General features: G+C 72.6%; 25 protein-coding genes. 11 read left to right on the top strand and 14 right to left on the bottom strand.

What is annotated here, in order from left to right; translation table 11 throughout:
* Positions 1–7: 7 nt before the first annotated feature.
* Positions 8–595, top strand: coding sequence for a Uma2 family endonuclease (locus AC07F3_RS22230; protein ID WP_479116193.1), 588 nt, complete (start codon positions 8–10; stop codon positions 593–595).
* Positions 596–624: 29 nt separating this feature from the next.
* A complete protein-coding gene (locus AC07F3_RS22225; RefSeq protein ID WP_479116192.1) occupies positions 625–945 on the top strand; it encodes an STAS domain-containing protein in 321 nt (106 codons plus the stop codon).
* 80 nt (positions 946–1025) lie between these two features.
* On the opposite strand, the gene AC07F3_RS22220 is transcribed toward AC07F3_RS22225, so the two are convergent.
* Together AC07F3_RS22220 and AC07F3_RS22215 are read right to left on the bottom strand one after the other, a co-directional pair.
* Positions 1026–2030, bottom strand: a complete 1005-nt coding sequence (locus AC07F3_RS22220; protein WP_479116191.1) for a sigma-70 family RNA polymerase sigma factor — start codon at positions 2028–2030, stop codon at positions 1026–1028.
* A 92-nt stretch (positions 2031–2122) separates the two neighbouring features.
* Positions 2123–3406 carry an MFS transporter gene (locus AC07F3_RS22215; RefSeq protein ID WP_479116190.1) on the bottom strand — a complete coding sequence of 428 codons (1284 nt, stop codon included), beginning with the start codon at positions 3404–3406 and terminating at the stop codon, positions 2123–2125.
* A 135-nt stretch (positions 3407–3541) separates the two neighbouring features.
* Here AC07F3_RS22215 and AC07F3_RS22210 point away from each other — a divergent pair, with 135 nt between their 5' ends.
* Positions 3542–4432: a LysR family transcriptional regulator gene (locus tag AC07F3_RS22210; RefSeq protein WP_479116280.1), complete on the top strand. Its 891-nt coding sequence runs from the start codon at positions 3542–3544 to the stop codon at positions 4430–4432.
* Positions 4433–4437: 5 nt separating this feature from the next.
* Here AC07F3_RS22210 and AC07F3_RS22205 read toward each other — a convergent pair whose 3' ends face one another.
* The gene (locus tag AC07F3_RS22205; protein WP_479116189.1) at positions 4438–5202 is read right to left on the bottom strand and encodes an alpha/beta hydrolase; all 765 of its coding nucleotides are present in this window, start codon (positions 5200–5202) and stop codon (positions 4438–4440) included.
* Between the two features lie 114 nt (positions 5203–5316).
* On the opposite strand from AC07F3_RS22205, the gene AC07F3_RS22200 reads away from it, so the two are divergent.
* The 3 genes from AC07F3_RS22200 (at position 5317) to AC07F3_RS22190 (ending at position 7662) form a co-directional block, all read left to right on the top strand.
* Complete coding sequence (locus tag AC07F3_RS22200; RefSeq protein WP_479116188.1) at positions 5317–6471, top strand: adenosine deaminase; 1155 nt, start codon at positions 5317–5319, stop codon at positions 6469–6471.
* 125 nt (positions 6472–6596) lie between these two features.
* Positions 6597–6887, top strand: a complete 291-nt coding sequence (locus AC07F3_RS22195) for a hypothetical protein (protein WP_479116187.1) — start codon at positions 6597–6599, stop codon at positions 6885–6887.
* Between the two features lie 79 nt (positions 6888–6966).
* The gene (locus AC07F3_RS22190; protein ID WP_479116186.1) at positions 6967–7662 is read left to right on the top strand and encodes a hypothetical protein; all 696 of its coding nucleotides are present in this window, start codon (positions 6967–6969) and stop codon (positions 7660–7662) included.
* Here the strand turns inward: AC07F3_RS22190 and AC07F3_RS22185 are convergent, their stop codons facing one another.
* From AC07F3_RS22185 to afsQ1, 5 genes are all read right to left on the bottom strand, one after another.
* On the bottom strand, positions 7663–7866 hold the full coding sequence (locus AC07F3_RS22185) for a PspC domain-containing protein (RefSeq protein ID WP_114037035.1): 204 nt from the start codon (positions 7864–7866) through the stop codon (positions 7663–7665).
* 96 nt (positions 7867–7962) lie between these two features.
* On the bottom strand, positions 7963–8514 hold the full coding sequence (locus AC07F3_RS22180) for a VanZ family protein (protein WP_479116185.1): 552 nt from the start codon (positions 8512–8514) through the stop codon (positions 7963–7965).
* A 69-nt stretch (positions 8515–8583) separates the two neighbouring features.
* Positions 8584–9207, bottom strand: coding sequence for a hypothetical protein (locus AC07F3_RS22175; RefSeq protein WP_479116184.1), 624 nt, complete (start codon positions 9205–9207; stop codon positions 8584–8586).
* Positions 9204–10709, bottom strand: a complete 1506-nt coding sequence (locus tag AC07F3_RS22170) for a sensor histidine kinase (protein WP_479116183.1) — start codon at positions 10707–10709, stop codon at positions 9204–9206. The genes AC07F3_RS22175 and AC07F3_RS22170 overlap by 4 nt, the downstream gene beginning before the upstream one ends.
* Positions 10710–10749: 40 nt before the next feature.
* Complete coding sequence (afsQ1, locus tag AC07F3_RS22165; protein WP_174248559.1) at positions 10750–11427, bottom strand: two-component system response regulator AfsQ1; 678 nt, start codon at positions 11425–11427, stop codon at positions 10750–10752.
* A 191-nt stretch (positions 11428–11618) separates the two neighbouring features.
* Here afsQ1 and AC07F3_RS22160 point away from each other — a divergent pair, with 191 nt between their 5' ends.
* The gene (locus AC07F3_RS22160; protein WP_479116182.1) at positions 11619–12404 is read left to right on the top strand and encodes a SigE family RNA polymerase sigma factor; all 786 of its coding nucleotides are present in this window, start codon (positions 11619–11621) and stop codon (positions 12402–12404) included.
* 111 nt (positions 12405–12515) lie between these two features.
* Here AC07F3_RS22160 and AC07F3_RS22155 read toward each other — a convergent pair whose 3' ends face one another.
* Complete coding sequence (locus AC07F3_RS22155) at positions 12516–13211, bottom strand: uridine kinase (protein WP_479116181.1); 696 nt, start codon at positions 13209–13211, stop codon at positions 12516–12518.
* Between the two features lie 66 nt (positions 13212–13277).
* Here AC07F3_RS22155 and AC07F3_RS22150 point away from each other — a divergent pair, with 66 nt between their 5' ends.
* A complete protein-coding gene (locus AC07F3_RS22150; RefSeq protein WP_479116180.1) occupies positions 13278–13691 on the top strand; it encodes a hypothetical protein in 414 nt (137 codons plus the stop codon).
* Positions 13692–13746: 55 nt separating this feature from the next.
* On the opposite strand, the gene AC07F3_RS22145 is transcribed toward AC07F3_RS22150, so the two are convergent.
* The 3 genes from AC07F3_RS22145 to deoC are packed head-to-tail and all read right to left on the bottom strand — an operon-like array spanning position 13747 to position 17031.
* Positions 13747–14640 carry an aldehyde dehydrogenase family protein gene (locus AC07F3_RS22145; RefSeq protein WP_479116179.1) on the bottom strand — a complete coding sequence of 298 codons (894 nt, stop codon included), beginning with the start codon at positions 14638–14640 and terminating at the stop codon, positions 13747–13749.
* Positions 14633–16069 carry an aldehyde dehydrogenase family protein gene (locus tag AC07F3_RS22140; protein WP_479116178.1) on the bottom strand — a complete coding sequence of 479 codons (1437 nt, stop codon included), beginning with the start codon at positions 16067–16069 and terminating at the stop codon, positions 14633–14635. Before AC07F3_RS22140 ends, AC07F3_RS22145 begins: the two co-directional genes overlap by 8 nt.
* Positions 16070–16074: 5 nt before the next feature.
* Positions 16075–17031 (bottom strand): deoxyribose-phosphate aldolase, encoded by a 957-nt coding sequence (gene deoC / locus AC07F3_RS22135; RefSeq protein WP_469835858.1) that lies wholly within the window; start codon positions 17029–17031, stop codon positions 16075–16077.
* 246 nt (positions 17032–17277) lie between these two features.
* Here deoC and AC07F3_RS22130 point away from each other — a divergent pair, with 246 nt between their 5' ends.
* The 3 genes from AC07F3_RS22130 to AC07F3_RS22120 are packed head-to-tail and all read left to right on the top strand — an operon-like array spanning position 17278 to position 19742.
* Entirely contained in the window at positions 17278–18393 is a 1116-nt protein-coding gene (locus AC07F3_RS22130) for a hypothetical protein (protein WP_479116177.1), read from the top strand.
* 60 nt (positions 18394–18453) lie between these two features.
* Entirely contained in the window at positions 18454–19068 is a 615-nt protein-coding gene (locus AC07F3_RS22125) for a class F sortase (protein WP_479116176.1), read from the top strand.
* A 38-nt stretch (positions 19069–19106) separates the two neighbouring features.
* On the top strand, positions 19107–19742 hold the full coding sequence (locus AC07F3_RS22120) for a PH domain-containing protein (protein ID WP_479116175.1): 636 nt from the start codon (positions 19107–19109) through the stop codon (positions 19740–19742).
* Positions 19743–19748: 6 nt separating this feature from the next.
* Here AC07F3_RS22120 and AC07F3_RS22115 read toward each other — a convergent pair whose 3' ends face one another.
* Together AC07F3_RS22115 and AC07F3_RS22110 are read right to left on the bottom strand one after the other, a co-directional pair.
* Positions 19749–20972 carry a hypothetical protein gene (locus tag AC07F3_RS22115; protein ID WP_479116174.1) on the bottom strand — a complete coding sequence of 408 codons (1224 nt, stop codon included), beginning with the start codon at positions 20970–20972 and terminating at the stop codon, positions 19749–19751.
* 180 nt (positions 20973–21152) lie between these two features.
* Positions 21153–22799: a phospho-sugar mutase gene (locus tag AC07F3_RS22110; RefSeq protein ID WP_479116173.1), complete on the bottom strand. Its 1647-nt coding sequence runs from the start codon at positions 22797–22799 to the stop codon at positions 21153–21155.
* Positions 22800–22820: the final 21 nt, after the last annotated feature.

Raw genomic sequence — 22820 nt, 5'->3', positions numbered from 1 at the left:
GACCGCCGTGGGCGCACTCACCGTCGACTACGACCCTGGTCAGGGCTGGGACGATCTGGTCCGCCTGTGGGGGGAGTCGAACTGGCCCGAGGGTTGCAAGGTGGAGATCATCGAGGGGATCGTCACCGTGTCACCAGCTCCGGCGAACCGGCACAACAGCATTGCGGCCAAGGTCCATCGAGCTCTCCTCGGTGTCATCCCGGACGACTGGAACCCGCACCAGACCCTGGGGGTGGCCGTTCCTTCCCGGCTCGGTCTGTACATCCCCGACCTCGTCGTCGTGCCGGACGCGGTGGTCGACGCCGAGCCGGGCAACTTCGTCCCGGCGGCCGCGGCCGAGCTGGTCGTGGAGATCACCTCGAAGGCGAATGCCGTCCACGACCGTGTGACGAAGGCGGCAGGCTATGCCGCGGCGGGGGTTCCGCTCTATCTCCTCATCGACCGGTGGGCCCCGTCCGGCCCCATGGCGACCCTCTACGGGGAGCCGAAGGGCGGCGTCTACCGGGTTCTGCAGGCGGCCAAGTTCGGCGAGGTGATCCGGCTTCCCGAGCCGTTCGGGCTCGCTCTGGACACGGGGGTGTTTCCCCTCGACTAGACGACGGACTCGGTGGTGTCGCCCCACCGATGAGTTCCGCGGCCCGCCCCGGTCTCATCGGTGTGGAAGCCATCGATCCCCCGGAGCAGCCCGCCGTCCTGTCCCTCCCCGACCCCCTCACCCTCGCCGACGTCCCCCTCCTGTGCGAGCGGCTGCTCGGGCTGTACGGGGACGGGGCGCGGGAGGTCGTGTGTGATCTCGGGGCGTTGACCCGGGCCGACCTCGCCGCCGTCGAGGCGGTGGCCCGGCTGCGGCTCACCGCCCGGCGGGCCGGGGGGCGGGTGCTGCTGCGCAATGCGGGGGCGGGCCTTGTGGCGCTGCTTGAGCTGACGGGGCTGGGGGGCGACTGAGGCGTTCGCAGGTCGTCCTCCGTCCGCCGTGCCTGCTACTCGCGCGGTTCCTCGCGCCCCCTCGCCGTACGGGTGGCGGTTCAGCGGGCCGGGGCCGGGTCGCCGTCCTCGTCCAGGCGGGCCGGGAGGTTGAACAGGGGGAACCAGCGGGGCGTGTCCAGGAAGGACGTGATGCCCGAGACCTTGCCCCCGCTCGTCTCCAGCACCATCAGGGCCCAGGGTGTGAAGCCGCCCTTCTCGTGGTCCGGGTGGTAGTGGGCGAAGGCCGGGGTCCCGTTGGCCACCGTCGGCAGCAGGCGGGAGCCGCGGCAGACCGAGCCCACCCCCAGCATCCAGCCCACGATGTCGTCGTGGCCGCGCAGCCACAGGTCGTACGGCGGCATCGACAACGTGGCGTCCTCGTGGAGGAGGGCGGTCAGGGCCGTCATGTCGTAACCCTCGAAGGCCGCCACGTACCGGTCGAGGAGCTTCTGCTGCTCCTCGTCGAGCGGATCCGCCGCGTCGGACTCCTTCGGCGCCGACTCCGCCAGCGTCGAACGGGCGCGCTGGAGCGCGGAGTTGACCGAGGCGACCGAGGTGTCGAGCAGCTCGGCGACCTCCGACGCCTTCCAGGCCAGCACCTCGCGCAGGATCAGGACCGCACGCTGCTTGGGCGGCAGGTGCTGGAGGGCCGCGACGAAGGCGAGCCGCACCGACTCGCGGGCCAGCGCCGCCTCGGCCGGGTCCTCCACGGTCGGCAGCACCCGGCCGTCCGGCACCGGCTCCAACCAGGTCACCTCGGGGCGGGAGTTGAGCTGTGCGTTCGCCACCGGCGTGGCCGCTGTCAGGTCCATGGGCCTGGCCCGCTTGTTGCCCGCGCTCAGCATGTCCAGGCACACGTTCGTCGCGATGCGGTACAGCCACGAACGCAGCGAGGAGCGGCCCTCGAACTTGTCGATGCTGCGCCACGCCCGCACCAGCGTGTCCTGCACCGCGTCCTCCGCCTCGAAGGCCGAGCCGAGCATCCGGTAGCAGTACCCCGTCAGCTCCGTGCGGTGTCCTTCGAGGCGTACGTCCAGGTCCGTCGCCGCTGCCAGATCACTCATCGGTCCACCCCATGTCGCGCCCTAGTGGTGCCAGCACTTCGGAAGCTACCGGACCCCACTGACAATCGCGCGGCTACGGGCAAAGGCGCAGGTCAGTGGCGGGCGTGCGCCAGCCGCAGCGAGTGGGTGCGGCGCTCGGCGCGGGCCGCGTGCGAGCCGTACAGGGTGACCGAGACGACGCCGAGCACGGCGAGGACGCCGAGCAGCACCGTGGCCGGCCAGCCCGCCGCGTGGAAGGCGACCGCGCCGAGCGTGCCGCCCGCGCTGGAGCCCAGGTAGTAGGCGGACTGGTAGAGCGCGGACGCCTGGGCGCGGCCCTGCTTGGCGGTGTGGCTCACCGAGGACGAGGCGACCGCGTGGCCCGCGAAGAAGCCCGCCGTGATGAGGACGAGCCCCGCCAGGATCGCGGGGAGCGAGGCGGCCAGCGACAGGAGCAGACCCGCCGCGGTCGTCGAGACCGCCAGGTACAGGGCGCCGCGGCGGCCCACCCGGGCCACCAGCTTGCCGGCCGCCGCGGAGGAGACCGTACCGACCAGGTAGACCAGGAAGATCGAGCCGATCAGGCCCTGCGGCAGGTGGAACGGCGCCGCGGTGAGGCGGTAGCCGATCACCGTGTAGACCGCGCCGAACACCGTCATGAACAGCGCGCCGATCGCGTACAGGCGGACCAGGAGCGGGTCCGCGAGGTGGCCGCGCACCGTGCGGGCCAGGGCGCGCGGGTTCAGCGAACCCGGCGTGAAATGGCGGGCCTTGGGCAGGAGCAGGCGGAACACCACGGCGCACACCGCGGCGAGCGCGCCCACCGCGAGCAGCGCGGCCCGCCAGCCCCAGGCCTGCGCGACCCAGCCGGTCAGGATGCGCCCGCTCATGCCGCCGATCGAGTTGCCCGCGACGAACAGGCCGATCGCCGCGACCAGCGCCTTCGGCTTCACTTCCTCCGCCAGGTACGCCATCGCCGAGGCGGGCAGACCCGCGATCGCCGCGCCCTGGACGGCGCGCAGCGCCACCAGCCAGCCCACGCCGGGCGCGAACGGGACGAGCAGGCCCACGGCCACCGCGACCGCCAGCGACACCGTCATCATCCGGGTCCGCCCGAACCGCTCCGACAGGGCGCTGAGCGGCAGCACGAACAGGGCGAGGGCGCCGGTCGCCGCCGACACCGTCCAACTGGCCGCGCTCGCCGTGGCTCCGAGGTCGGCGGAGATCAGCGGCAGCAGGGCCTGGGTGGAGTAGAGGAGGGCGAAGGTGGCGACACCGGCGGCGAAGAGCGCGAAGCTCATCCGGCGGTAGCCGGGGGCGCCCGGGGTGAGCTGGAGCGGGGACGGCGCGGGGGAGGCGCCCACGGTGGTGGACGCCCCGGTACTGGCAGGAGGCATGGGTCGACCGTAGGGCCGCCCGCATTCATGCGTCCAATGCACAGATGGGCGACAATCGATCCACTCCTGCATCAGTGAAGGTCAGAGGCGCGCGTGTCATCGAACAGTTACGAAGAATCCATGGAAGAGGCGGCGATGGCCCTCGCCCCTCGCCTCGCCTACTTCGCCGGGGTGGCGCGCCACGAGCACGTCACCCGGGCCGCCCACGAGCTCGGCGTGCCCCAGTCGACCCTCTCGCGCGCCATGGTCCGCCTCGAAGAGGACCTGGGTGTCGCCCTGTTCGCGCGCAAGGGCCGCACCGTCTCGCTCACCGCCGCGGGCCGCGCCTTCCTCGGCTCCGCCGAGCGGGCGCTCGCGGAGGTCGGCCGGGCCGCCGAGTCGGTGCGCGCGGACGCCGACCCGGCCGCGGGGCGGGTCGCCTTCGGCTTCCTGCACACCATGGGTTCCGAGACCGTGCCCGGCCTCATCCGCGCCTTCCGGGTCGACCATCCCCGCATCCGCTTCACGCTCGTACAGAACTACGGCGAGGCGATGATCGAGCGGCTGCGGGCCGGGGAGCTCGACCTGTGTCTGACCTCGCCCGTGCCGGACGCCCCCGACCTGGCGGCCCGGCGCCTGGACGAACAGCGGCTGCGTCTGGTGGTGCCCGACGACCACCGCCTCGCGAGCCGCAAGCGGGTGCGGCTGGCGGAGGCCGCGGACGAGACGTTCGTGACCCTGGAGCCCGGCTACGGGCTGCGCCGCATCACCGACGACCTGTGCGCGCAGGCCGGGTTCGCGCCGCGCATCGCCTTCGAGGGCGAGGAGGCCGAGACGCTGCGCGGTCTGGTGGCGGCCGGGCTCGGGGTGGCGCTGCTGCCGCCGCCCGCGGTCGCCCGGCCCGGGGTCGTCGAGCTGACCGTCACCGCGCCGCGCGCGGTGCGCGAGATCGGGGTCGCCTGGCTCGACGGGCACCCGGACACGCCGCCGGTCGCAGCCTTCAAGGCCTTTCTGCTGTCCCGGCGCGGAAAGCTCATTCCCCAGTAACCCGGCTACGGACGCAGGAACTTGCCGAAGCCCGCGGCCAGCGGCATCCGCAGCCCGAGGGGCGGGGGCGCGGCGAACGCGTCGGTGACCGGGCGGGCGTACGGGCGCGAGAACAGGGCGCCGAAGACGAAGTCCACGGCCAGCGCGTGGACTTCGGGCCGGTGCTGGCGCATCGCGTGACCGTCGGAGTGCACCTCGAAGCGGCAGGTGTCCCGGTTGGCCTTCTTGGCGCGCTCGGCCAGCCGGTAGGACAGCTCCGGGTTGCTGCGCGCGTCATTGGTGCCGTGCACGATCATCACGCGCCGGCCCACCAGCTGCTTCACCGGCTCCGGGTCGGCCGCCACGTCGTCCTCGGGGAGCCAAGGGGCCAGCGCGAGCACCGAGTTGACCGCCGGGTGGCCCGCCGCCCGCAGCGCCGCCCGGCCTCCCATGCCGTGTCCGGCCAGGCACACCGGCACGTCTCCGTAGCGGCGTACGACCTCGTCGGCGGCCCATTCGGCGTCCGTGGCGAGCCGTGCGTCGCCGCCGTTCCAGCCCTGGCCGCGGTAGTGCACGGCGTGCGTCACCAGGCCCTCCGCGCGGCCGTCCCTGGCCAGCCTGCGGGCCAGCGGCAGCGCGGCCGCGTAGGCGAGGGGGGAGGGCCGACGTGCCGAGACGGGGTCGCCGTCCGGGAGCACCAGGACCACACCGCCGACCGTCGCGCCGGCGCCGGTCGCACCGACGGCCCGTCCGAGCCGGGCAGCAGGCAGGGGAATCGCTTGCTGTGCCATGGCAGAACAGTCTCAGAAGCCGAGGTGTACGCCACCCGTCCGCGCGGTCACTGTTACGTATCGACGGTGTTCGTACGCCGGGCGATCTACGCGCGTAGGGGCTAGAGTGCGCAAATGACGAGCCAGACCGCATCCGTACCCACCCCGGATCAGATCAGCCGTGCCCCGAAGGTGCTGCTCCACGACCACCTCGACGGGGGTCTGCGTCCCGGGACCATCATCGACATCGCCCGCGAGACGGGCTACCAGGACCTGCCCGAGACCGAGGCCGACAAGCTCGGCATCTGGTTCCGCGGGGCCGCCGACTCGGGCTCCCTGGAACGGTACTTGGAGACCTTCGCGCACACCTGCGCCGTCATGCAGACCCGGGACGCGCTGTTCCGTGTCGCCGCCGAGTGCGCCCAGGACCTCGCCGAGGACGGCGTCGTCTACGCCGAGGTGCGCTACGCGCCCGAGCAGCACCTGGAGCGGGGGCTCACCCTCGAAGAGGTCGTCGAGGCCGTCAACGAGGGCTTCCGCGAAGGCGAGCGCAGGGCCCGCGCCAACGGCCACCGCATCCGCGTCGGCGCGCTGCTCACCGCGATGCGGCACGCCGCGCGCGCCCTGGAGATCGCCGAACTCGCCAACGCCTACCGGGACTCGGGCGTCGTCGGCTTCGACATCGCCGGCGCAGAGGCGGGCTTCCCGCCCACCCGGCACCTGGACGCCTTCGAGTACCTCAAGCGCGAGAACAACCACTTCACCATCCACGCGGGCGAGGCCTTCGGACTGCCCTCGATCTGGCAGGCGCTCCAGTGGTGCGGCGCCGACCGGCTCGGCCACGGGGTGCGCATCATCGACGACATCGAGGTCGCCGAGGACGGCGCGGTGAAGCTGGGCCGGCTCGCCTCGTACGTGCGCGACAAGCGGATCCCGCTGGAGATGTGCCCGACCTCCAACCTCCAGACCGGGGCGGCGACCTCGTACGCCGAGCACCCCATCGGGCTGCTGCGCAAGCTGCACTTCCGGGCCACCGTCAACACGGACAACCGGCTGATGTCGGGCACCAGCATGAGCCAGGAATTCGAGCACCTGACGAATGCCTTCGGCTACACCCTCGACGACATGCAGTGGTTCACGGTCAATGCGATGAAATCAGCATTCATTCCTTTCGATGAACGACTGGCCATGATCAATGACGTGATCAAGCCCGGTTATGCCGAGCTGAAGTCCGAATGGCTGTTCCAGCAGACCGCCACGACCAGCGGTTCTGCGGTCGCGGGCGGCTGATCTTAGGTATAGGAAAACCGCCGGGAGTGTGAACTCCCGGCGGTTTTCCCATGTTTGCGGCCGGGGCGGTCGTCTGACTAGCTTGGCGAGCCGCTCACCTTTCCCACCCCAAGGACACATTTCTGATGAAGCAGTCTGCCAAGACGCTCGGTGTAGTTGCCCTCGGTGCCGCCTTCGCCGCCGCTGCCGCCGGGACGGCGTCCGCCGCCCCCGCGCTCCCGATGGGAGCGCTGTCGACCGTGACCGCCGGGACCCCGCTCGGCATCGTCGCCAAGGCGCTGCCCGCCGCCGCCCCGCAGTCGGGTCAGAAGAGCACGAGCTCCGACCCGGTCTCGGGTCTGCTCGGCGGCCTGCCGACCGGCCCGGTGGCGAGCAACCTCGCCGGTGGCGGACTGCCGGGCGGCCTCGCCGGCTGACCCCAGCACCACGCGCCGCCGGGGCGCACACCCGTGAGCCGGGTGTGCGCCCCGGCGGTGTGTGAGTAGGGTCCTGATCATGCGCCCGAAGGCGTCCGTCCTCGCGACGGGGCTCACCGTGACCGCGTTGCTCGCCGCCGCGGCCTGCACCGGGCCGCCGGACGGCCCGGTCGAATCCGTGAGCGGCCCGGGCGGCACACCGGCCGCGCTGCGACGGGCGGCCCTCGAAGCGGGCGACGTGCCCGGCTACCGGATCTCCGGCGACGCCTCGCCCGGTGACACCCAGGGCACCCCGAGAGCCGACCGCGCCGCGTGCGCGCCGCTGGCCGAGGTGATGGGGGAGCGCCCCGACGACCGGGCCCGCGCCACGGTGAGCCGGGGCCTCGGCTCGCAGCGCACGCCGGGCCTCGCGGTGTCGGCCTCGCTGTCCGCCTACGCCGCGCCGGACGCCCACCGCCTCATGGCCGGGCTGCGCACGGCGCTCGCCCGCTGCCACGCCGGATTCGCCACCCTGCTGGACGGCCGCAGAGCTGTGTACCGCGAGGTGCGCGAGGCGCCGTACGCGGTGAAGGGCGACGAGTCCGTCAGCTGGACGGCGTCCGCGCTCGCCCAGGGGGCTCCGGCCCCGGTGCACATCGTCGTGGTGCGCCAGGGCACGACCGTCGTGCGGTTCATGGCGATCGACCTGTCCGGACGGCCGCCCTCGACGGTGACCGTCCCGCACGAGATCACCGACCGGCAGCTCGACAAGCTGGCCGGGACCCTCGGGGGCTGACTACCAGGCGGTGCGCGGCGCCTTCTCGGCGGGGATCAGCGCCCACAGGGCGAGGTAGAGCAGGAACTGCGGCCCCGGCAGCAGGCACGAGAGCACGAAGATCACGCGCATCGTGGTGGCGGAGGTGCCGAAGCGCCGTGCGAGCGCGGCGCACACCCCGCCGATCCGGCGGCCTTCGGTGGGGCGGAGAAGAGGGGCGCTCATGGAAGGCTCCTTCGGAGCTGGAGTGGGAGAGCCGCTCGTGGTGGGCTCCCTCGTGATGTCTCCATGGTCCCGCCCCGGCGCCGCCCGGCCGTCGGGCTACGGGGCGATCCCGACCCTGGGAATCCTCGGGGTGCGCCCCTGAGGGGTGTCATCCCGAAGGACGGGGGCGGGCCTTTCCCGCTGGTTCCTGCGGCGCAGCCCCCTGCGGCCGGCCGGCACCACCGCGAGGTGCGCGAGCGCGACGCCGGTCGTGTTCAGGAGCAGCGAGTCCACGTCGGGGACCTGGCCGGGCACCGCCGTCTGCAACAGCGCGATGCCGAGCGAGATCAGCGCGCCGGCCAGGACGGTGCGTACCAGCGAGGCGAGCGGGGAGACCTGGAGCCGGCCGCCCACCATGGGCAGCAGCACGCCGAGCGGGGCGAGCAGCAGCAGGCCCTCGCCGATCTGGTGCGCGGCCTCCAGCGGGCCGAGCGCGAGGTCGGCCTTGATGCCGGCGAACGGCGTCAGATTGGTGGCCGTCACCCACATCACGTTCCGTGGCCGCAGCGAGGTCCACGCCACGAGCAGCAGATGCGCGAGGAGGAGGACGAACCCCACCACGCGGAACCGGATGACGGCGCTGCCGCCTTGACCATGAAGCTGCTGCACGCCCCCCAAGACGCCGCCCGCGGCGGGAACGGTTCCGCCGCGGCCGGGTGATTTGGCCGGGCCGTTCCGTTAGGTGCGGGTGGGCCGGGGGATGTCACCCAGGGTCGCCGCGCTGTCCGGCCGGGACTTCATCTCCGACGTGCAGGTGTAGCCGCGCGCCGGGTCCTCGCCGGGCCCGCCGAGCACCACCTGCTGGCTGCCGGGCGCCGTGGGGGTGTTCTCCGCGTACGTGCAGACCACCTGCGACAGCGCGAGCGCGGAGAGGTCCGCCGGATTGCGGCTCAGCCGCAGCGCGCCCGCCGGATCGTTCTTGTGCGCCGCCGTGACGGTGAGCGGGCCCTTCACCTCGGTGGTGAACCCGGCGTCCTTCTCGTCGCCCGACGGCTGCGCGATGAGCTCGTCGAGCAGCGCCTGCGCGAAGCGGAGCCGGTCCGCGGCGCCCGTGCTCTCCGGGACGCGCACCGAGCGCCGGGCCGTGACGAGCTGCGCCCCGCACACCAGGTAGACCTGGGCGGTGACGCCCTCGAACTGCGGGGTGACCGCGTTGTCCGGCACCTCGCACGGCACTCGGGAAGGGGCCGGGCCCGCGTCGACCGGGACCGAGGTGGGCCGGATTCCGCAGCCGGTGGCGGCCGCGCCCAGCGCGAGCAGCCCGGCCAGCGCGATGGCTGCCCGGCGAAGTCGTCCTCTCACTGCGCCGCGCCTCCTTCCGGCGTCTCGGTGGTGGCGGGCGGGGTGGCGTCCAGCGGAAGCCGCAGCACGAACACCGCGCCGCCCTCGGGGGAGTTGGACGCGGAGATGTCGCCGCCGTGGATGTGCGCGTTCTCCATCGCGATGGACAGGCCCAGACCGCTGCCCTCGGAGCGCGGCCGCGAGGCGCTGGCCTTGTAGAAGCGGTCGAAGACGTGCGGCAGTACGTCCTCGGGGATGCCGGGCCCGTGGTCGCGCACCGCGATGACCAGCTCGTCGCCCTCGACGCGGACCGAGACCCGCACCGGGGAGCCGCCGTGCTTGAGGGCGTTGCCGATGAGGTTGGCGAGCACCACGTCCAGACGGCGCGGGTCGAGGCGGGCCATGATGCCGCGCTCGGCGTCCAGTTCGACGGCGTCCAGCCAGGCCCGGGTGTCGATGCACGCGGTGATCTGGTCGGCGATGTCCACGTCGTCCAGGACCAGGCGGGCGGTGCCCGCGTCGAAGCGGGTGACCTCCATCAGGTTCTCGACCAGGACGTTCAGGCGCCGGGTCTCGGAGACCACCAGGCGCACCGCGGGCGCGATCATCGGGTCGAGGCTGTCCTCCTCCTCGTCGAGGACCTCGGCGACCGCGGTGAGCGCGGTCAGCGGCGTACGCAGCTCGTGCGACATGTCGGCGACGAAGCGGCGGCTCGCCTCCTCGCGCGCGCTCATGTCGGTGACCTTCTTCTCCAGGGCCTCGGCCGTGCGGTTGAACGTCCGTGACAGATCGGCGAGTTCGTCCGTGCCGGAGACCCGCAGCCGGGTGTCGAGCTTGCCCTCGCCGAGCCGGCGCGCCGCGTCCCCGAGCCGCTGCACCGGCCGCAGCACGGTGGTGGCGGCCGCCTGCGCGAGCAGCGCCGAGGCGAGCAGCGCGAGGAAGGTGGCGATGCCGAGCGACCAGGCGAGCGAGTTGAGGTCGCGCCGCTCCTGGTCGAGCGGGGCCAGCATGTAGCCGGTCGGCCCGGCGCCGATGATCTTCGTCCCGCCGACCAGGTACGGATGGCCGTGCAAGGTGATCCGCTGCCAGAACAGGTGGTACGGGTAGGCGTTGTTCTGGGTGACCTTCTGCTTCTTGGTGACCGCCTCCTGGAGGGAGGTGGGCACGTCGTCGAGCGTGAAGCCGTCGACGTTCGACGCTCCTACGATCGGCTTGCCCGGGGCGCGCTCGGCCACCAGCAGCACGTTGTAACGGGAGTTGCTGCTGTCCGCCATCTGCTTGGCGGCCACCTGCAGATCGCGCTCGGTGGGCTGCAACGGCAGCGAGGCGGCCCGGTTCTGCATGCCCTGACGGAAGTCGTTGAGCGCCGAGTCCTGGGTGCGGACGAGAACGGCCTCACGGTTGAGCCAGTACGCGATGCCGGACGCGGAGACGGCCGCGGTGAGCGCGACGAGCGCGAACACGACAACGAGACGCAGCCGCAGACTGGTCCAGCGCAGACCGGCGAGTATCGCTCGCTTCACATGTCCTGCTTATCGGAGGTGCGGAGGTGGTGCGACAGGTTCACGAGGGGGTGTCCAGGCGGTAGCCCACGCCACGGACCGTACGGATCAGCGTCGGCGAGGACGGCACGTCCTCGACCTTGGCGCGCAGCCGCTGCACACAGGCGTCGACGAGCCGGGAGTCGCCCAGGTAGTCGTGCTCCCACACCAGCCGGAGCAGCTGCTGGCGGGAGAGCGCCTGGCCGGGGCGGCGGCTCAGTTCGAGCAGCAACCGTAGCTCGGTGGGCGTGAGTTGGAGGTCCTCGCCGTTCTTGGTGACGGTCATCGCGGCCCGGTCGATCACCACGTTGCCGAACGCCGCCGAGTCGGTGGCCTCGCGCTCCCCCCGCCGCAGCACCGCCCGGATCCGGGCGTCCAGGACCCGCCCCTGGACCGGCTTGACCACATAGTCGTCGGCGCCGGACTCGAGGCCCACCACCACGTCGATGTCGTCGTTGCGCGCGGTCAGCAGGATGATCGGCAGCTGGTCGGTGCGCCGGATCCGGCGGCACACCTCGAAACCGTCGATCCCGGGCAGCATCACGTCCAGCACGATCAGGTCCGGCCGCTGCTCGCGCAGCAGTTTCAGACCATCCTCGCCCGTCGCCGCGGTGGCCACACGGTGGCCCTGGCGGGACAGGGAGAGTTCGAGGGCCGTGCGGATGGCGTCGTCGTCCTCGATCAGCAACAGGAAAGGCACAGAGGTCATTCTGGCCCATGGGGGACAGGAGCACGACCCCCGTCCGGCCCCCGGCCCGCGACCACGTGCGACGCGGCCGCTGTGACAGGCCTGTGACACTCGGCGGACAGCTCGATGAAGTCGCCCGGGCAAGCTCTTCCTCGTAACCCAGCACGGCACGAAAAACAGACTCCACCGACGGGGGGCGCGAGATGAACGCACTGCACAGCACCAACTCCGGCGCAGTTGTGACGCGTCTCCACGACGTCGTACGGAGCACCGAGAAGTCCGGTGCCGCTGTGAGCGGGCGGGGGTGCGCTCGCGGCACCGGGCGCCAGCACACGTCATCTGCGCAGCAGGGGCTTCCGCCCTACATGACGGTGATGGACGCCTCCGCGGTTCCGGCCGCGGGGAACAGGCCGCAGGGCGGCGGGGAGGCGGCGTACCGGGAGGTCTCGGGGGAGCGGCAGAGCCTGTCGGAGGCGGAGTTCACCGCCTACGTCCAGGAGCGCCGCGCCTCCCTGTACGCGACCGCCTACCACCTGACCGGCGACCGCTACGAGGCGGAGGACCTGCTCCAGAGCGCGCTGTTCTCCACCTACCGGGCCTGGGACCGCATCAGCGACAAGGCGGCGGTCGGCGGCTACCTGCGCCGGACCATGACCAACCTGCACATCAGCGCCTGGCGGCGGCGCAAGCTCAACGAGTACCCGACCGAGGAGCTGCCGGAGACGGTCGGCGACACGGACGCGATGCGCGGCACCGAACTGCGCGCGGTGCTCTGGCAGGCGCTGGCCCGTCTGCCCGAGACGCAGCGCACGATGCTGGTGCTGCGCTACTACGAGGGTCGTACCGACCCGGAGATCGCGGAGATCCTGGACATCAGTGTCGGCACGGTGAAGTCCAGCATCTGGCGCTCGCTGCGCCGGCTGCGCGAGGACGAGGTCCTCAGCTTCGGGCGTGACGAGGAGGAGTCCTTCGGCGAGTTGGTGGCCTGAAGGTCTGGGGGAGGGGCACGGGAGGTCCACGGGGGGACACGGGGACCGCCCACGGGGGAACGGGGGAAGCGGCGGGGCCATCGGCCCCGCCGCTTCATTGTGTGCGCCCGCTCAGGCCGCGGCGGCCGTGCGGCAGCGTCCGGCCGCCGCGCCCGCGATCCGGCCCAGCGCCTCCTCCTTGCCGCAGGGGTGCGCGCCGAGCGCGGTCTGGCGGGCGACGATCGCCCGCTCGGCGCGCATCAGCCGCCAGCCGCGCCGCAGCAGGAACGCCACCGACTTGCGGCCCTCCTTCAGGTCGCGCAGCAGCCTGCGGCGGAAGGTGGTGGAGGGCCGGCCCCGCAGGCAGATCGCGTCGGCCAGCACCCCGAGCTCCTGGCAGCGGGCCACGATGTCGGCGGCGAAGATGCCCTCCGCGATGAACAGCGGGGTGCGGTCGATGCCGAGCGCGGTGGTGCCGGTGATCGAACTCGTCGCGATCGAGTAGACCGGCACCGCGGTGCGCCCCGTGCGGCACAGGTCGGTGATGGCCCTGATCGCGGCGTCCGCGTCCCAGGACAGCGGGGAGTCCCAGTCGATGTCCGAACTGCCCGCCACCAGCGGCAGGGTCGGGTCGTCACCTTCTTTGTAGAAGTCGTCGAGGCGCAGCACGGGCAGGTCCGTGCGGGCGGCGAGGGACGACTTGCCGGAGCCGGAGGGCCCCGAGAGCAGGACGACGCGCGTCGGAATGGCAGATGAACTCACGGGACACCAGTGTGGGCCATGCACCCGGGAGTGGGACCCCTCGGGGAGGCCGTTGGTATCCAGCATCACACCTCAACTACGCTTCGTGATCGCGTGATGACGCGCCCTTCGTACGAGAGTGAGTGGGATCCCATGGGACAGCACGAGGCCCCCGAACCCGCCAGGACCCGGCGCCGCCGGGCGCTGCTGCGGGCCGGGCTCACCGTCACGGCGGCCGGCGCGGCCCTGGTCGGCGCGGGATCGGCCGCCCAGGCCGCGCCGGTGGCCCCCGCGCCCGCAGTGGGCCCGAGCGCGACGGCCACCGACCTCGCGGCCGCCGCGGACGGGCTGACCGGTGCGGTCGGCCACGCGATCGGTCCCGCCAAGGGGCTGCGCCTGGACCCGCTGGCCAACACCGGGGTCGACCCGCTGACCAATGGCGTGGGCACCCAGGTCGCGGACTTCAAGCCGGTGTCGACGGCGATGGCCACGACCCCGCTGACCAGCGGCGGCGCCCTCAAGGACCTTCCGCTGGCGGGCTCGGTCACCAGCCTGCTGCCGGGCTGACGGGCGCATGCGAAGGGCCCCGCCGTCGACTCGACGGCGGGGCCCTTCACGCGGCTCAGTAGGCGGAGCCGGACGCGCCCAGGGAACCCGTGGGGTGCCAGACCGTCTTGGTCTCCAGGAACGCGGTGAGGCGCTCGGTGCCCGGGTCCGCGGTGAAGTCCACGGGCTTGGCGCGCACCACACGCTTGAGGTTGTCCGCCGCCGCGATCTCCAGCTCGCGCGCCAAGTCGGCGCCGGCGCCGGTCAGGTCGATCGCGTTGACGTCCTGGTGCGCGGCGAGCGGGGCCGCGATCTCGGCCGTCCTGCCGGACAGCACGTTGACCACGCCGCCCGGCAGGTCGGAGGTGGCGAGCACCTCGCCGAGCGAGAGCGCCGGGAGCGGCGCCTTCTCGGATGCGACGACGACCACGGTGTTGCCGGTCGCGATGACGGGGGCGATCACCGAGACCAGGCCCAGGAAGGACGACTCCTGCGGGGCGAGCACCGTCACGACGCCGGTCGGCTCGGGGGTGGAGAGGTTGAAGAAGGGGCCCGCGACCGGGTTCGCCCCGCCCACGACCTGGCCGATCTTGTCGGTCCAGCCCGCGTACCAGACCCAGCGGTCGATGGCCGCGTCCACGACCGCCGCGGCCTTGGACTTCGAGAGCCCCTCGGCCTCGGCGACCTCGCGGACGAACTGGTCCTTGCGGCCCTCCAGCATCTCGGCGACGCGGTAGAGGATCTGGCCCCGGTTGTACGCGGTCGCGCCCGACCAGCCGCCGAACGCCTTGCGGGCCGCGACCACCGCGTCCCGCGCGTCCTTGCGGGACGACAGGGGTGCGTTGGCCAGCCACTTGTCCTTGGAGTCGGTCACCTCGTACACCCGGCCGCTCTCGGAACGCGGGAACTTCCCGCCCACGTACAGCTTGTAGGTCTTGAAGACACTCAGTCGTGCCGGGGAATCAGACATCGAGGTAGCCCTCCAGACCGTGCCGGCCGCCCTCGCGGCCGAAGCCCGACTCCTTGTAGCCGCCGAACGGCGAGGTCGGGTCGAACTTGTTGAACGTGTTGGCCCAGACGACTCCGGCGCGGAGCTTGTTCGCGACCGCGAGGATGCGCGAGCCCTTCTCCGTCCAGATGCCGGCGGACAGGCCGTACTGGCTGTTGTTGGCCTTGGCGACGGCCTCGTCCGGGGTGCGGAAGCTCAGTACCGACAGGACCGGGCCGAAGATCTCGTCGCGGGCGATGGTGTGCGCCTGGGTGACGTTGGTGAAGAGCGTCGGCGCGAACCAGTAACCCGACGAGGGCAGTTCGCACGGGGCGGACCAGCGCTCGGCGCCCTCCGCCTCACCGGTCTCGGTGAGCGCGGTGATCCGGGCGAGCTGTTCGGCCGAGTTGATGGCGCCGATGTCGGTGTTCTTGTCCAGCGGGTCGCCCAGGCGCAGCGTGGACAGGCGGCGCTTGAGCGAGTCGAGCAGCTCGTCCTGGATCGACTCCTGGACCAGCAGGCGCGAACCCGCGCAGCAGACCTGGCCCTGGTTGAAGAAGATGCCGGTGACGATGCCCTCGACGGCCTGGTCGATGGGGGCGTCGTCGAAGACGATGTTGGCGCCCTTGCCGCCGAGCTCCAGGGTGACCTTCTTGTCGGTGCCCGCCACCGAGCGGGCGATGGCCTTGCCGACGGCGGTCGAGCCGGTGAAGGCGACCTTGTTGACGTCCGGGTGCTCGACCAGGGCCGCGCCCGCGTCGCCGTACCCGGTGAGGATGTTGACGACGCCCTTGGGCAGGCCCGCCTGGCGGCAGATGTCCGCGAAGAACAGCGCCGAGAGCGGGGTGGTCTCGGCGGGCTTCAGGACGACCGTGTTGCCGGTGGCGAGCGCCGGGGCGATCTTCCAGGCCAGCATGAGGAGCGGGAAGTTCCACGGGATGACCTGGCCGGCCACGCCGAGGGGGCGGGGGTTGGCTCCGAACCCGGCGTGGTCGAGCTTGTCGGCCCAGCCCGCGTAGTAGAAGAAGTGCGCGGCGACCAGCGGGAGGTCCGCGTCGCGGGTCTCCTTGATCGGCTTGCCGTTGTCCAGGGTCTCCAGGACGGCCAGCTCGCGGCTGCGCTCCTGGATGATCCGGGCGATGCGGAACAGGTACTTCGCGCGCTCGGAGCCGGGCAGCGCCGACCACTTCTCGAACGCCCGGCGCGCGGCCTTCACGGCGCGGTCCACGTCCTCGGCGCCCGCCCGGGCGACCTCGGACAGGACCTCCTCGGTGGACGGCGAGACGGTCTTGAAGACCTTGCCGTCGGCGGCCTCGGTGAACTCGCCGTCGATGAACAGGCCGTAGGACGGCGCGATGTCGACGACCGAGCGCGACTCGGGGGCCGGTGCGTACTCAAACAGGGATGCCATGGTGATCAGTCCACCGTCACGTAGTCGGGGCCGGAGTAGCGGCCGGTCGCCAGCTTCTGACGCTGCATCAGCAAGTCGTTGAGCAGCGAGGAGGCGCCGAAGCGGAACCAGTTGTTGTCCAGCCAGTCCTCGCCCACCGTCTCGTTGACCAGGACCAGGAACTTCACTGCGTCCTTGGTGGAGCGGATGCCGCCGGCCGGCTTCACGCCGACCTGGATCCCGGTCTGGGCGCGGAAGTCGCGTACGGCTTCGAGCAGCACCAGGGTGTTGGGCGGCGTGGCGTTCACGGCCACCTTGCCCGTGGAGGTCTTGATGAAGTCGGCGCCGCCCATCATGCCGAGCCAGCTGGCGCGGCGGATGTTGTCGTACGTCGACAGCTCACCGGTCTCGAAGATGACCTTGAGGCGGGCCCGGTCGCCGCACTCGGCGCGGACGGCCGCGATCTCCTCGTAGACCTTCAGGTAGTGACCGGCGAGGAACGCGCCCCGGTCGATCACCATGTCGATCTCGTCGGCGCCGGCCTCGACCGCGTCCCGTACGTCCGCGAGCTTGACCGGCAGTGCCGCGCGGCCCGCCGGGAAGGCGGTGGCGACGGACGCGACCTTGACGTCCGAGCCCTTCAGCACCTCCTTGGCGGTGGCCACCATGTCCGGATAGACGCAGACGGCGGCGGTGTGCGGGGTGGTGCGGTCGGTCGGATCGGGGTGGACGGCCTTGGCGGCGAGCGCCCGGACCTTGCCCGGGGTGTCCGCGCCTTCCAGCGTCGTCAGGTCGATCATCGAAATGGCCAGGTCGATGGCGTACGCCTTGGCCGAGGTCTTGATCGAGCGGGTGCCGAGGGACGCGGCGCGCGCTTCCAGGCCCACCGGGTCGATGCCGGGGAGCCCGTGGAGGAAGCGGCGCAGCGCGCCGTCGGACGCGGTCGCGTCGGCGAAGGCAGCTGCGGGTGCATTGGTGGGCATGGTCACCAGATGAGCATATCTACGCGCGTAGCTGCCTGTACAGCCCTCGCGGTGCAGGTGGCCGGGGGTGAGCTCTGTCACGCGCTCGTGACATGGAGCGGACGGTTCTCGCACGCATGATCCATAGATTTCTTCTTGCAGCCCCGCCCAGCCTCAACGGCCCCACCCGGCAGAGGAGGCGGCATGCAACCTCTCCTCCTTTCTCGTCTTCCGGCCGCTCGGCCGCCCTGCTTCACGGAGTCGTTCATGTCGACCTACGCCCGCACCCCGCTCCGCGCCGCCATCGCCACCGCCGCCCTCGCCGGAGCCCTCCTCACCCCGGCCGCCGCCTTCGCCGCCACCCCGGCCGGTTCGGCCACCTCCGCCGACGCCTCCTGCCACGTCACCAAGGACGTCGCCTCGGTCCAGCCGTTCCTGTTCGTCACGCTCACCAACGACCTGGCGAACGGCCCGAAGGCGGAACTGCGCAACGACCAGGGCACGGTCGTCGCCAGCGTCGACCGGGCACACCCCACCGACCTGAGCGCCGGCATCAAGCTCACGGCCGGCACCGGCGGCAAGGCCGTCTTCTTCCAGCGCAGCCAGGGCGGCGACACCCCCTGGAAGTCGCAGGACTTCCCGGCGCTGCCCAAGACCTGCACCGACCCGGGTGACGCCACGTACAAGCTGGTCGACGGCGAGACGCTCGCGGTGCACCGGTTCGCGACGAACCACTACCGCGCCGAGTTCCGCACCAACGGCAAGGTCGTCAAGGTCATGGAGACCGAGAGCGCGGAGCGCGACGAAGACGCGTACGTGCACGGCATGCACGTGACCCTCAACTCCCGTACCGGCAAGGTGAAGTCGGAGTACATCAGCGGGCGCTCCGGCTGCACCGTCACCGAGGTCGTGCCCAGCGTCTTCCACGACGGGATGTCGGTGAAGCTCACCCGCAGCCCCCAGGGCGTCAAGGCGGTGCTGCGCGACAGCGGTTTCGCCACGCTCGGCTCCGTCGACAACGCCGCGCCGGGCGAAATCGACCAGGGCATCCGCATCGAGAACGCGGGCACCGCCGCGCCCAAGCTCGGCCAGCGCACCCAGGGCGGCGACGCCCCGTTCACCTACACCGCCTTCCCGAAGCTCCCGGCCGGCTGCGCGAGCGGCACCGCCGGCACCAGCCCCGCCGCGGCCACCCCCGCCAACGCGCCCACCCAGAACGGCGGTCAGACCACCGTCGTGCCCAAGGGCGCCGTCGCGGCCGGTGCCGAGATCAAGCAGTCCGGTGACGACACGACCGCGCTGATCGCGGGCGGCGCGGGTCTCGCGGTCGTCGCGGCCGGTGGATACGTGGCGCTGCGCCGCCGCGCCGCCGCCCGCATCTGACCCCCGGGCGGGCCGCCACCCCGGCGGCCCGCCCTCCTCACGGCCCTTCCGGAGCACCCCATGTCCCGCACCCGTGCGGCCCGTTCGGCCGCCGCCGCCCTCTTCGTCCTCGCCCTCGGCGTCTCGGCCGCGGGCTGCGGCTCCGCATCCGCCAAGCCCACCCCGCCGCCGACCGTCTCGGCCGCCTCCAGCGCCCCCGCCGCCGCCAAGGCCCCGGCCGCGCTGCCCGCCTCCAAGCCGGTGCGGGTCGAGATCCCCTCGGCCGGGGTCGACGCGAGCCCCATCCTCGACCTCGGGCTCGCCGACGACGGCACCGTCGAGGTGCCCTCCGTCGCCGACGCCGACCGGATCGGCTGGTACGACAAGGGGGTCACCCCGGGCCAGACCGGGCCCGCCGTGCTCATCGGGCACTTCGACACGGTCAAGGGCCCCGCGGTCCTGAAGAACGTCTCCAAGGTCAGGGTCGGCGACCTCGTCTCGGTCGTCCGCGCCGACGGGAAGACCGCGAAGTTCACGGTCCGCGCGCTCGAACAGGTCGACAAGAAGACCTTCCCGACCCAGAAGGTGTACGGCAACACCGACCGTCCCGAGCTGCGGATCATCACCTGCGGCGGCGAGCTGACCGGCGGCCACCGCCCCGACAACATCATCCTGTACGCGGATCTGGTGGCCTGAGCACAACCGGCGCGAGGGGCGTGAGGCAGAATCGGGCCATGACGAGCCCCACGCCGCCCGCCGAGCCGGCCTACGCCGACCGGACCTACCGTTCCGCCCCCGGTATCGCCGGCGGCGCGCTGCTGCTCGTGATCGGCGGCTGGCTCGGCGTCGACGCCGTGCTCCAGGGCCACGGCAACGCCCCCTGGCTGGCCCTCGCCGTGCTGCTGTGCGCGGTGCCGCTGATCGTCGCCTTCAGCTTCCGCCCCGCGGTGTTCGCGAGCGCCGACCGGCTCCTGGTGCGCAACCCGTTCCGCACGATCACGCTGCCCTGGGCGGCCGTCGCGGACGTACGGGCCGGGTACTCCAGCGAGGTCTTCGACCAGTCGGGCGGCAAGTACCAGCTGTGGGCCATCCCCGTCTCGCTGCGCCAGCGCAAGCGGGCCGCCCGCCGCCAGGTGCGGGACGCGACGGTCGACGGGCAGATCGGGGTGTCCGTGACGGCCGACGTCACCGACGCCAAGGCGCGCATGGCGCCCACCGACCAGTCCATCCGGGACCTGCGCGAGCTCGCCGAGCAGGGCGCCGCGCGCGAGAGCGCGCAGGGCGCGGTGAGCGTGCGCTGGGCCTACGAGGTCATCGCGCCCGCGATCGCCGGCGCGGTCCTGTTCGTCGTGCTGCTCGCCATCGGCTGAGCGCGCTCACGGCGGGCCCGGCCACACCAGCAGCATGTACGCGCCGAGCCACGCCGAGGACAGGGCGGCGGCGCCGAGCGCCAGGACCGTGACCGTGCGGCGGGCCCGCGCGAGCCCCACCGCGACCGGGAGCAGCAGCGGGAAGGCGGGGACCAGGAAGCGGGCCCGCGGGAAGTAGACGCCGCCGCTGCCGAGGACCACGAACAGCAGGGCGCCCGAGAAGACCAGCAGGACCAGCGGCTGACGGTCGGCGAGCGAGAGCAGGTAGAGCGCGCCGGACAGGATCAGGACCAGGGTGACGAGCACCAGGAACAGCGGCGGCCGGTTCGCGTACACCAGGATCGAGCGGATGTCGCGCAGGGTGCCGATGCCGCCGTCCCACTCGTTGTCCCACAGCTTCTGCACCGCGAAGTAGCCGTCCCAGCGGCCGAGCCGCAGCCCCACCCAGGCCACGTAACCGCACCAGCCGACCGGCGCGAGCAGCCCGCCGAGCACCAGGCGCGGCTCGTACGCGCGGGCGCGTACGAGCGTGACGAGCGCGGTCAGCGAGACGGCGGCCGCGATCGCGATGCCGGTGGGTCGGGTCAGGCCCGCGAGCGCGGCGAGCGAGCCCGCCCACACCCAGCGCCGGGTGAGCACGCAGTACAGCGCCCAGGCCGTCAGCGCGGTGAACAGGGACTCGGTGTAGCCCATCCACTGCACGACGCCGACCGGGAGCGCGGCCCACAGGACCGTGAGCCAGGTGCCGGTGCGGCGGCCGTGCAGGCGGTCGCCGACGGCGAACACCCCGCACGCGGCGACCAGCGAGAACCCGATGGCGAGCAGCAGTCCGACACTGGCCCGCGAGCCCGGCGTGACGGCGGCGACGGCCTTCACCAGGTACGGGTACAGCGGGAAGAAGGCCAGGTTGTTCAGCTGCTGCGTGTACAGGGTGCGGACGTAGCCGTGGTCGGCGATGCCGAGGTACCAGTTGGAGTCCCAGGACGTGGCGAGCGCCGTCCAGACGCCGTGGTGGCGCACGTGCGCCCACTTCGCGAGGACGAGCACCCCGAAGAGGCGGACCGCGAGATAGCCGAGCAGCGCGGGCCCGGCATGTCCGAGCGCGGTGCGCACCCGCTCCCGCACCGGCGGCCGGCCGGCGGCGCCGAGCGGGGCCGGGTGGCGGCGGGCGGCGGGGACGGGATGGTGACGGACCGGGGTGGTCGCCGGTGACGGCGCGGTCGGTGGCACGGCGACAGCTCCTTGCTCGGGCGCGGCGAGAGGTACGGGTCACCCTTTCTCGCAAGTCCCGCCCGCTCGCCGCACCGCTGCGTCAACTGCCGTACGAAATCACCCGAAAGCAGGACCGGGGCGGTGGTCGTCCGACCACCGCCCCGGTCTTCGCCGCTCGGGTTCCTCGTGCGCCGCCGGTCAGATTCCGGCGGCCGCCGCGAGGTCCTTCTTGATGCCGGCCAGGAGCTCGGCGCCCCTGGCGCGGGCCGCGCCGAGCTCGTCGGCCGAGCCCACCGGGACCACGACCTCCAGGTAGCACTTGAGCTTCGGCTCGGTGCCGCTCGGCCGCACGATCACGCGCGCGCCCTCCAGGTAGTAGCGCAGGCCGTCGGTGGGCGGCAGGGACTCGGTGCCCTCGGTGAGGTCCTCGGCCCGGGTGACGGCGAGGCCGGCGAGCGAGGTCGGCGGCTGCTCGCGCAGCCGCGCCATCGCGTCCGAGATCACCGTCAGGTCCTCGACGCGGACCGACAGCTGGTCGGTGGCGTGCAGGCCGTGCGCCAGGGCCAGTTCGTCGAGCAGGTCCAGGACCGTGCGGCCCTGCTCCTTCAGGACGGAGGCGAGCTCGGCGAAGACCAGGGCGGCCGTGATGCCGTCCTTGTCGCGCACGCCCTCGGGGTCGACGCAGTAGCCGAGCGCCTCCTCGTAGCCGTAGCGCAGACCGTCCACACGGGCGATCCACTTGAACCCGGTGAGCGTCTCCTCGTACCCGAGCCCGGCGGCCTCGGCGATGCGGCCGAGCAGCGAGGACGACACGATCGACTCGGCGAACACGCCGGTCACGCCCTTGGCGACCAGGTGGGCGGCGAGCAGCGCGCCGACCTCGTCGCCGCGCAGCATCCGCCACTCGCCGTCCCGGTCCTTGACCGCGGCCGCGCAGCGGTCGGCGTCCGGGTCGTTGGCGAGGACGATGTCCGGGTCCGCGCGGCGGGCCGTGGCGAACGCCAGGTCCATCGCGCCCGGCTCCTCCGGGTTGGGGAAGGCCACGGTCGGGAACGCCGGGTCGGGCTCGGCCTGTTCGGCCACCAGCACCGGCTCGGGGAAGCCCGCCCGCGCGAACGCGGCGAGCAGCACGTCCTTGCCGACGCCGTGCATCGCCGTGTAGACGACGTTCGCGGTGCGCGGGGAGCCGGGGGTCAACACCGCGTCCGTACGCGCCAGATAGGCGTCCAGGACCTCTTCCCCGAGCACCTCCCAGCCGCTCTCGGGGCGCGGCACGTCGTGCAGCGAGGCGACCGCGGCGATCTCGGCGGCGATCTCCGCGTCGGCCGGCGGCACGATCTGCGAGCCGTCGCCGAGGTACACCTTGTAGCCGTTGTCCCGCGGCGGGTTGTGGCTGGCCGTCACCTCGACGCCGGCCACGGCGCCCAAGTGCCTTATGGCGTAGGCGAGTACGGGCGTCGGCAGCGGGCGGGGCAGGACCGTCGCCCGGAGCCCGGCGCCGACCATGACGGCCGCCGTGTCCCGCGCGAAGTCCGCGGACTTGTAGCGGGCGTCGTAGCCGATGACGACGAGGCCGTCGCCCTGGCCCTTCGCCTTCAGGTACGCGGCGAGCCCGGCGGCGGCGCGGATGACGACCGAGCGGTTCATCCGCATGGGGCCCGCGCCCAGCTCGCCGCGCAGCCCGGCGGTGCCGAACTGCAGCGTGCCGCTGAACCGCGCGGCCAGTTCCGCGGCGTGCTCGGCGTCCGCCGAACTCTCGATGAGCTTGGCGAGCTCCTCGCGCGTCTCGCTGTCGGGGTCCTCGGCCAGCCAGGCCCGGGCCCGCGCGATCAGGTCCTGCGTCACGTTGTCAGCCTTTCGCGAGAA

This window comes from Streptomyces sp. NPDC045846, from assembly GCF_056431605.1.
The sequence above is the reverse complement of the archived record's forward strand: the minus strand, read 5'-3'. Positions and strand labels throughout refer to the sequence as shown.

Excerpts from the sequence above, each read along its gene's own strand:
- AC07F3_RS22225 (WP_479116192.1), top strand. The coding sequence starts at position 625 with ATGAGTTCCGCGGCCCGCCCCGGTCTCATCGGTGTGGAAGCCATCGAT.
- AC07F3_RS22220 (WP_479116191.1), bottom strand. The coding sequence starts at position 2,030 with ATGAGTGATCTGGCAGCGGCGACGGACCTGGACGTACGCCTCGAAGGA.
- AC07F3_RS22215 (WP_479116190.1), bottom strand. The coding sequence starts at position 3,406 with ATGCCTCCTGCCAGTACCGGGGCGTCCACCACCGTGGGCGCCTCCCCC.
- AC07F3_RS22210 (WP_479116280.1), top strand. The coding sequence starts at position 3,542 with ATGGCCCTCGCCCCTCGCCTCGCCTACTTCGCCGGGGTGGCGCGCCAC.
- AC07F3_RS22205 (WP_479116189.1), bottom strand. The coding sequence starts at position 5,202 with ATGGCACAGCAAGCGATTCCCCTGCCTGCTGCCCGGCTCGGACGGGCC.
- AC07F3_RS22200 (WP_479116188.1), top strand. The coding sequence starts at position 5,317 with ATGACGAGCCAGACCGCATCCGTACCCACCCCGGATCAGATCAGCCGT.
- AC07F3_RS22195 (WP_479116187.1), top strand. The coding sequence starts at position 6,597 with ATGAAGCAGTCTGCCAAGACGCTCGGTGTAGTTGCCCTCGGTGCCGCC.
- AC07F3_RS22190 (WP_479116186.1), top strand. The coding sequence starts at position 6,967 with ATGCGCCCGAAGGCGTCCGTCCTCGCGACGGGGCTCACCGTGACCGCG.
- AC07F3_RS22185 (WP_114037035.1), bottom strand. The coding sequence starts at position 7,866 with ATGAGCGCCCCTCTTCTCCGCCCCACCGAAGGCCGCCGGATCGGCGGG.
- AC07F3_RS22160 (WP_479116182.1), top strand. The coding sequence starts at position 11,619 with ATGAACGCACTGCACAGCACCAACTCCGGCGCAGTTGTGACGCGTCTC.
- AC07F3_RS22155 (WP_479116181.1), bottom strand. The coding sequence starts at position 13,211 with ATGCTGGATACCAACGGCCTCCCCGAGGGGTCCCACTCCCGGGTGCAT.
- AC07F3_RS22150 (WP_479116180.1), top strand. The coding sequence starts at position 13,278 with ATGGGACAGCACGAGGCCCCCGAACCCGCCAGGACCCGGCGCCGCCGG.
- AC07F3_RS22145 (WP_479116179.1), bottom strand. The coding sequence starts at position 14,640 with ATGTCTGATTCCCCGGCACGACTGAGTGTCTTCAAGACCTACAAGCTG.
- AC07F3_RS22140 (WP_479116178.1), bottom strand. The coding sequence starts at position 16,069 with ATGGCATCCCTGTTTGAGTACGCACCGGCCCCCGAGTCGCGCTCGGTC.
- deoC (WP_469835858.1), bottom strand. The coding sequence starts at position 17,031 with ATGCCCACCAATGCACCCGCAGCTGCCTTCGCCGACGCGACCGCGTCC.
- AC07F3_RS22130 (WP_479116177.1), top strand. The coding sequence starts at position 17,278 with ATGTCGACCTACGCCCGCACCCCGCTCCGCGCCGCCATCGCCACCGCC.
- AC07F3_RS22125 (WP_479116176.1), top strand. The coding sequence starts at position 18,454 with ATGTCCCGCACCCGTGCGGCCCGTTCGGCCGCCGCCGCCCTCTTCGTC.
- AC07F3_RS22120 (WP_479116175.1), top strand. The coding sequence starts at position 19,107 with ATGACGAGCCCCACGCCGCCCGCCGAGCCGGCCTACGCCGACCGGACC.